At 38.5% G+C, this 4,912-nt stretch carries 3 protein-coding genes, 16 tRNA genes and 1 rRNA gene; 18 read left to right on the top strand and 2 right to left on the bottom strand.

Annotation, left to right across the window (positions count from 1 at the left end; all coding sequences use genetic code 11):
- The first annotated feature begins 189 nt into the window (after positions 1 to 189).
- The 17 genes from rrf to GX497_00020 all read left to right on the top strand — a co-directional run bounded on the left by rrf (position 190) and on the right by GX497_00020 (position 1,900).
- A 5S ribosomal RNA gene (rrf, locus tag GX497_00100) occupies positions 190 to 306 on the top strand.
- Positions 307 to 319: 13 nt separating this feature from the next.
- Positions 320 to 394 (top strand) — tRNA-Asn (locus GX497_00095).
- 1 nt (position 395) lies between these two features.
- Positions 396 to 487, top strand: a tRNA-Ser gene (locus tag GX497_00090).
- Positions 488 to 504: 17 nt separating this feature from the next.
- A tRNA-Glu gene (locus GX497_00085) sits at positions 505 to 579 on the top strand.
- A 66-nt stretch (positions 580 to 645) separates the two neighbouring features.
- Positions 646 to 721: transfer RNA gene (locus tag GX497_00080), tRNA-Val, on the top strand.
- Between the two features lie 28 nt (positions 722 to 749).
- Positions 750 to 826: transfer RNA gene (locus GX497_00075), tRNA-Met, on the top strand.
- A 19-nt stretch (positions 827 to 845) separates the two neighbouring features.
- Positions 846 to 921, top strand: a tRNA-Asp gene (locus GX497_00070).
- An 11-nt stretch (positions 922 to 932) separates the two neighbouring features.
- A tRNA-Phe gene (locus tag GX497_00065) sits at positions 933 to 1,008 on the top strand.
- Positions 1,009 to 1,011: 3 nt separating this feature from the next.
- Positions 1,012 to 1,087 (top strand) — tRNA-Thr (locus tag GX497_00060).
- A 6-nt stretch (positions 1,088 to 1,093) separates the two neighbouring features.
- Positions 1,094 to 1,178: transfer RNA gene (locus GX497_00055), tRNA-Tyr, on the top strand.
- A gap of 8 nt (positions 1,179 to 1,186) precedes the next feature.
- Positions 1,187 to 1,260 (top strand) — tRNA-Trp (locus GX497_00050).
- 8 nt (positions 1,261 to 1,268) lie between these two features.
- Positions 1,269 to 1,344 (top strand) — tRNA-His (locus GX497_00045).
- A gap of 61 nt (positions 1,345 to 1,405) precedes the next feature.
- A tRNA-Gln gene (locus GX497_00040) sits at positions 1,406 to 1,480 on the top strand.
- 19 nt (positions 1,481 to 1,499) lie between these two features.
- Positions 1,500 to 1,574: transfer RNA gene (locus GX497_00035), tRNA-Gly, on the top strand.
- Between the two features lies 1 nt (position 1,575).
- Positions 1,576 to 1,646: transfer RNA gene (locus GX497_00030), tRNA-Cys, on the top strand.
- Between the two features lie 15 nt (positions 1,647 to 1,661).
- Positions 1,662 to 1,750 (top strand) — tRNA-Leu (locus GX497_00025).
- 67 nt (positions 1,751 to 1,817) lie between these two features.
- Positions 1,818 to 1,900, top strand: a tRNA-Leu gene (locus GX497_00020).
- Between the two features lie 137 nt (positions 1,901 to 2,037).
- Here GX497_00020 and GX497_00015 read toward each other — a convergent pair.
- On the bottom strand, positions 2,038 to 3,150 hold the full coding sequence (locus tag GX497_00015; GenBank protein ID HHY71635.1) for a site-specific integrase: 1,113 nt from the start codon (positions 3,148 to 3,150) through the stop codon (positions 2,038 to 2,040).
- A 105-nt stretch (positions 3,151 to 3,255) separates the two neighbouring features.
- Positions 3,256 to 3,579: a DUF771 domain-containing protein gene (locus GX497_00010; GenBank protein HHY71634.1), complete on the bottom strand. Its 324-nt coding sequence runs from the start codon at positions 3,577 to 3,579 to the stop codon at positions 3,256 to 3,258.
- Positions 3,580 to 3,980: 401 nt separating this feature from the next.
- On the opposite strand from GX497_00010, the gene GX497_00005 reads away from it, so the two are divergent.
- Positions 3,981 to 4,790, top strand: coding sequence for a leucine-rich repeat domain-containing protein (locus GX497_00005; GenBank protein ID HHY71633.1), 810 nt, complete (start codon positions 3,981 to 3,983; stop codon positions 4,788 to 4,790).
- The last annotated feature ends 122 nt before the right edge of the window (positions 4,791 to 4,912 follow it).

Below are 4,912 nucleotides of genomic sequence, written 5' to 3'. Positions count from 1 at the left end.
GATGAGCGTAAGCGAATCGATGTTGACTTACGCACAAGAGATGAGCGAAGTTTACTAGTCGCTGGGAGCTGTAGCTGGACAATGAAAAGCGGTCAATATGAATGTAGATTATCTAGTTTTGAAGGAATAACGTATTGAATAATATAAACGATTTGTTTATAATAATACTTGTTCTTTGTTAGTAATATGTCTGGTGATGATGGCGAAGAGGTCACACCCGTTCCCATGCCGAACACGGAAGTTAAGCTCTTCAGCGCCGATGGTAGTTGGGGGCTGTCCCCCTGTGAGAGTAGGACGTTGCCAGGCATCCAATCTTCATTCCACAGTAGCTCAGTGGTAGAGCTATCGGCTGTTAACCGATCGGTCGCAGGTTCGAATCCTGCCTGTGGAGCCATGGAGAGCTGTCCGAGTGGTCGAAGGAGCACGATTGGAAATCGTGTAGGCGGTTAACACTGTCTCGAGGGTTCGAATCCCTCGCTCTCCGCCACTTTTGAGATATATTTTGGCCCGTTGGTCAAGCGGTTAAGACACCGCCCTTTCACGGCGGTAACACGGGTTCGAATCCCGTACGGGTCACCAATTAAGGAATGCTACTAAATGCGCGACGTCCTGTCGCAACGAAAGCAGTAGCACATCCTGTGTGTCGGAGGATTAGCTCAGCTGGGAGAGCACCTGCCTTACAAGCAGGGGGTCGGCGGTTCGATCCCGTCATCCTCCACCATATACAATAATATACTTTATATAATTATCGCGGGGTGGAGCAGTCTGGTAGCTCGTCGGGCTCATAACCCGAAGGTCGTAGGTTCAAATCCTGCCCCCGCAACCAAAAAATTTAAATGTCAAATGGTCCCGTGGTGTAGCGGTTAACATGCCTGCCTGTCACGCAGGAGATCGCCGGTTCGATTCCGGTCGGGACCGCCATTATGATATATGGCTCGATAGCTCAGTCGGTAGAGCAGAGGACTGAAAATCCTCGTGTCGGCAGTTCGATTCTGTCTCGAGCCACCATATGCCGGCTTAGCTCAATTGGTAGAGCAACTGACTTGTAATCAGTAGGTTGAGGGTTCAAGTCCTTTAGCCGGCACCATATACTGGAGGGGTAGCGAAGTGGCTAAACGCGGCGGACTGTAAATCCGCTCCCTGAGGGTTCGGCGGTTCGAATCCGTCCCCCTCCACCATCTTTAATAGGGGTATAGTTTAATGGTAGAACAGAGGTCTCCAAAACCTCCAATGTGGGTTCGATTCCTACTACCCCTGCCAATATTATGGCGGCTGTGGCGAAGTGGTTAACGCACCGGATTGTGGCTCCGGCATACGTGGGTTCGATCCCCATCAGTCGCCCCATTATTTTAAAACTATACAATTATGTATTAGTCCTTGAAGATTTGTCATGAAGTATATTCAATGGGCTATAGCCAAGCGGTAAGGCAACGGACTTTGACTCCGTCATTCGCTGGTTCGAATCCAGCTAGCCCAGCCATTTATTTTTTTGAAAATTTGCGGAAGTAGTTCAGTGGTAGAACACCACCTTGCCAAGGTGGGGGTCGCGGGTTCGAATCCCGTCTTCCGCTCCATGGCGGCATAGCCAAGTGGTAAGGCAGAGGTCTGCAAAACCTTTACCCCCGGTTCAAATCCGGGTGTCGCCTTTTTAATATCCTTTTGCCGGGGTGGCGGAACTGGCAGACGCACAGGACTTAAAATCCTGCGGTAGGTGACTACCGTGCCGGTTCGATTCCGGCCCTCGGCACCATTTATAAAGTAATATCCCTTATATGAATATTAAATTGTTAATATTCTTTTTTATTTCATTTGCCTATGCCGGTGTGGCGGAATTGGCAGACGCGCACGACTCAAAATCGTGTTCCCAAAAGGAGTGTCGGTTCGACCCCGACCACCGGTACTTTTAAGAAAATTTTAGTTACGATAAGAATTTTTAGATAGCTCATAAACCTTGATATAACGGGGTTTATGAGCTTCTTTTTATTTAAGAGTATTCGTTAGGAAACGATGAGATTTGAAATTTTTTTACACATTTTTTTACACAATCATCTGCTCAAAAGTATTCGTACTTAGCTGTTCATCTTCAATCCGTAATTCTTTTAAAACATGTGTATACACTTTTAATGTTGTTTCGATATCTCCATGACCCAAACGCTCACTTACATATTGGATAGATGCTTTTTTGTAGAGTAATACACTTCCATGCGTATGTCTTAAACCATGAAGAGTAATTCCAAAAATTTTTAATTCATTTAATAATTTTTTCAGTAACTTATTTGCGTTTGTATTGCTAATGACTTTGTACTTTGAAGATGGACTATAAAATACTAATTGTTTAATGTTTGTAGGTGTTACTTTAAATAGCTTTATAAAATGACTCATTGTTTTTTGATCCATTTTAATAGTCCGAATGGACTGCTCGTTTTTAGTTGGACCGAATCCTGTTGGAGAATTCTTTTTGTAACCCCATGTTTTGTTTATAGTTATCGTATTATTAATAAAGTCAAAGTCTGTCCTTGTGAGTCCAATGAGTTCTTCATAACGCATGCCTGAAGTAATTGCTAATAACAGCAGTGAATAGCCTAATCCTTCATCAAGTTTCCTCCATATGCTTTGTAATAATCGTTCACTTTCCTCATAATTTAAATGCTTTTCTGTTGATTTTTTTTCTTGTACTGTCCAAGAGAGCTCTGTTTTTCTTGTGAAGTCGATTTGTATTACTTGTTCTTCGATGGCATCTTTAACACATGCTTTTATATGTCCATTTATTTTGGCAACTGTTTCTTTTGCTTTTCCTTTGCCAAGCTCGTTCAAAAAGATTTGATAATGCTGTCTCTTGATGTCTTGAATTGCTCTACTTTGAAAATAGTCTTTAACAGCTTTTAATGAATATTTATAATGTTCAAGTGTTACAAGACTAACCTTATTTTTCTTGTAAATTGTTATCCAATTCTCAAAGTATTCATCAAATGGAATCTTTTTTAAAGAGGGCATTACACCTTTTGATAATTGAGCCTCAACTTCTGCAGCTGCAACTTGAGCCTCTTTTTTAGTTCGAAAACCTGATTTTCTAATAGGTTTTGATTTACCATTTACTATATGACTAACGATGTATTGCCAAGAGTTACCTCTTTTTTGATAGCTCGCCATTTTATCACCTGTTTTCTTGATTATTGGATGACGAGTGAAATAACGGTTCACTCGTATGATATAGGGAATGCAATTAAATGTATAGCAATATTTCCTAGACAGTTATTAATTTTCTGAAAAAATCGGATTGAAATGTTTATCTAGAAATTCAGCCATTTTTAGTGCGTGAAATGACCATGTTTGCCCTTTTGACTTTGGGTAATATACAAAGCCACCGTTATCGACATCTAGGATTTTTCTAAATCTATTTGGGTAAAGAATATTTTCTTTAATCCATTCATGTTTTTTGTTGATTTGTTTTTCTAAATCCTTCATATTCCAATACTTTCCTAATAACTGCTGTTTTTCTAGTTCCTCTAGTTCAACTTTAGTGATAACTACAAATTCATCGGGTATTGTTACATCTACGCTTAACTTTAAAGTTTGCATTTAAATTACCCCCGAAAAACATTTAAGCATTCTTGAGAAAATATTTGATTTACAGATCTCTAGCCCAGAAAATAACCCCAGAAATAAATAAGAATTAGAAAATACCATAATTACCAACACCTTATAATTGTATTGACAGTTTTTTTATAACTGCCTAAGTGGTATAAGTAATCTCTTGAAACAACTGTAGGGGTTGAAAAAAATATCCCCCATAAATTAATTAATGTAGGGGATAAATTAATAACTCGTAGATTTTATTAAGGAAAATTGGTTAGTTTTTGTGACTGGCTCTAATCAGCTTTTATATCTTTTATAAAAAAAGTTTTTGAGCTATATTACAAGACACGATTAACGGTAAAAGTGCTGGTTAAACTTATTTAAGTCGAAGAGGTGTTAATGCGATGGGTGTTGTTGAATTTAAAGACAGGGGTTTTGAAAGGTCGGTAAAAGAACTGCTAAATATTAAATCCGAAAGAATTACAGCAGAAGATTTATCGGTTGTTAAAGGGATAATGGTTACGGTTGGAAAGGCATCAGGTTTTCCAATCCCTTGGATTGGGGATTCAGCAGCATTTAGTATGATATTCCCCGACATCACTTTCAATGTAAATGATTCGGATAATGGTCAATGGATTGCAGATATGGAGCATTTTGTCCATATTAAATCACTGCATATATACGTTCCAACAATAAACCTTAGCTTTTTGAAAGGGTTTTACAATTTGAAAGAATTGTATGTACTAGGCAGTGATAATAAGGAATGGTCTTTTTTACAAAGTTTGATGAGTCTTAGATACCTTTATTTACAGAACTGTAGTTTCTCAGATTTGTCGCCTATTGGAAATTTGTATATAGAACAGTTCAAGCAGCATGAAAGGGAAAGAACAGAGCCAAATACATTTCATATTTTTAATGGGTTGGAGAAACTTTATTTAGAGAATTGTGGTATTAGTGATATTACTCCTTTAGTGGATTGTAAGTTTATCAATGATTTAAACCTTTCTCATAATGAAATAAGTGATATCAGTCCAATCAAAGATATTAGTAGCCTTTATTATTTAACTCTGAGACACAACAAAATCTCTGATATTAACCCATTGGGGGAAATAGAAGGAATTTATTTTATAAACATTAGACATAATCAAATTAAAGATATTTCGGCATTAAAGAAACATCGAAGTTCAAACCTGAGTCGTTTGTTTTTAGCGTAAGCGTCAAACTATCCCCACATGGTTTGGCGCTTTTTTATATGCGATAATCTTCTAAAGATCAAATTTTGCGGAGGTTTTGCGATGAATAAATCTGAACTAAGAATTGAATGGGAACAAAGGAT

Origin of the sequence: Bacillus sp. (in: firmicutes), assembly GCA_012842745.1 — a bacterium.
Lineage (GTDB): Bacteria > Bacillota > Bacilli > Bacillales > Bacillaceae_J > Schinkia.
This window is presented reverse-complemented; position numbering and strand designations above follow the sequence as displayed.

Bases quoted from the DNA above. Each gene is read 5' to 3' on its own strand.
- GX497_00015 (HHY71635.1), bottom strand. From the start codon at position 3,150: ATGGCGAGCTATCAAAAAAGAGGTAACTCTTGGCAATACATCGTTAGT.
- GX497_00010 (HHY71634.1), bottom strand. From the start codon at position 3,579: ATGCAAACTTTAAAGTTAAGCGTAGATGTAACAATACCCGATGAATTT.
- GX497_00005 (HHY71633.1), top strand. From the start codon at position 3,981: ATGGGTGTTGTTGAATTTAAAGACAGGGGTTTTGAAAGGTCGGTAAAA.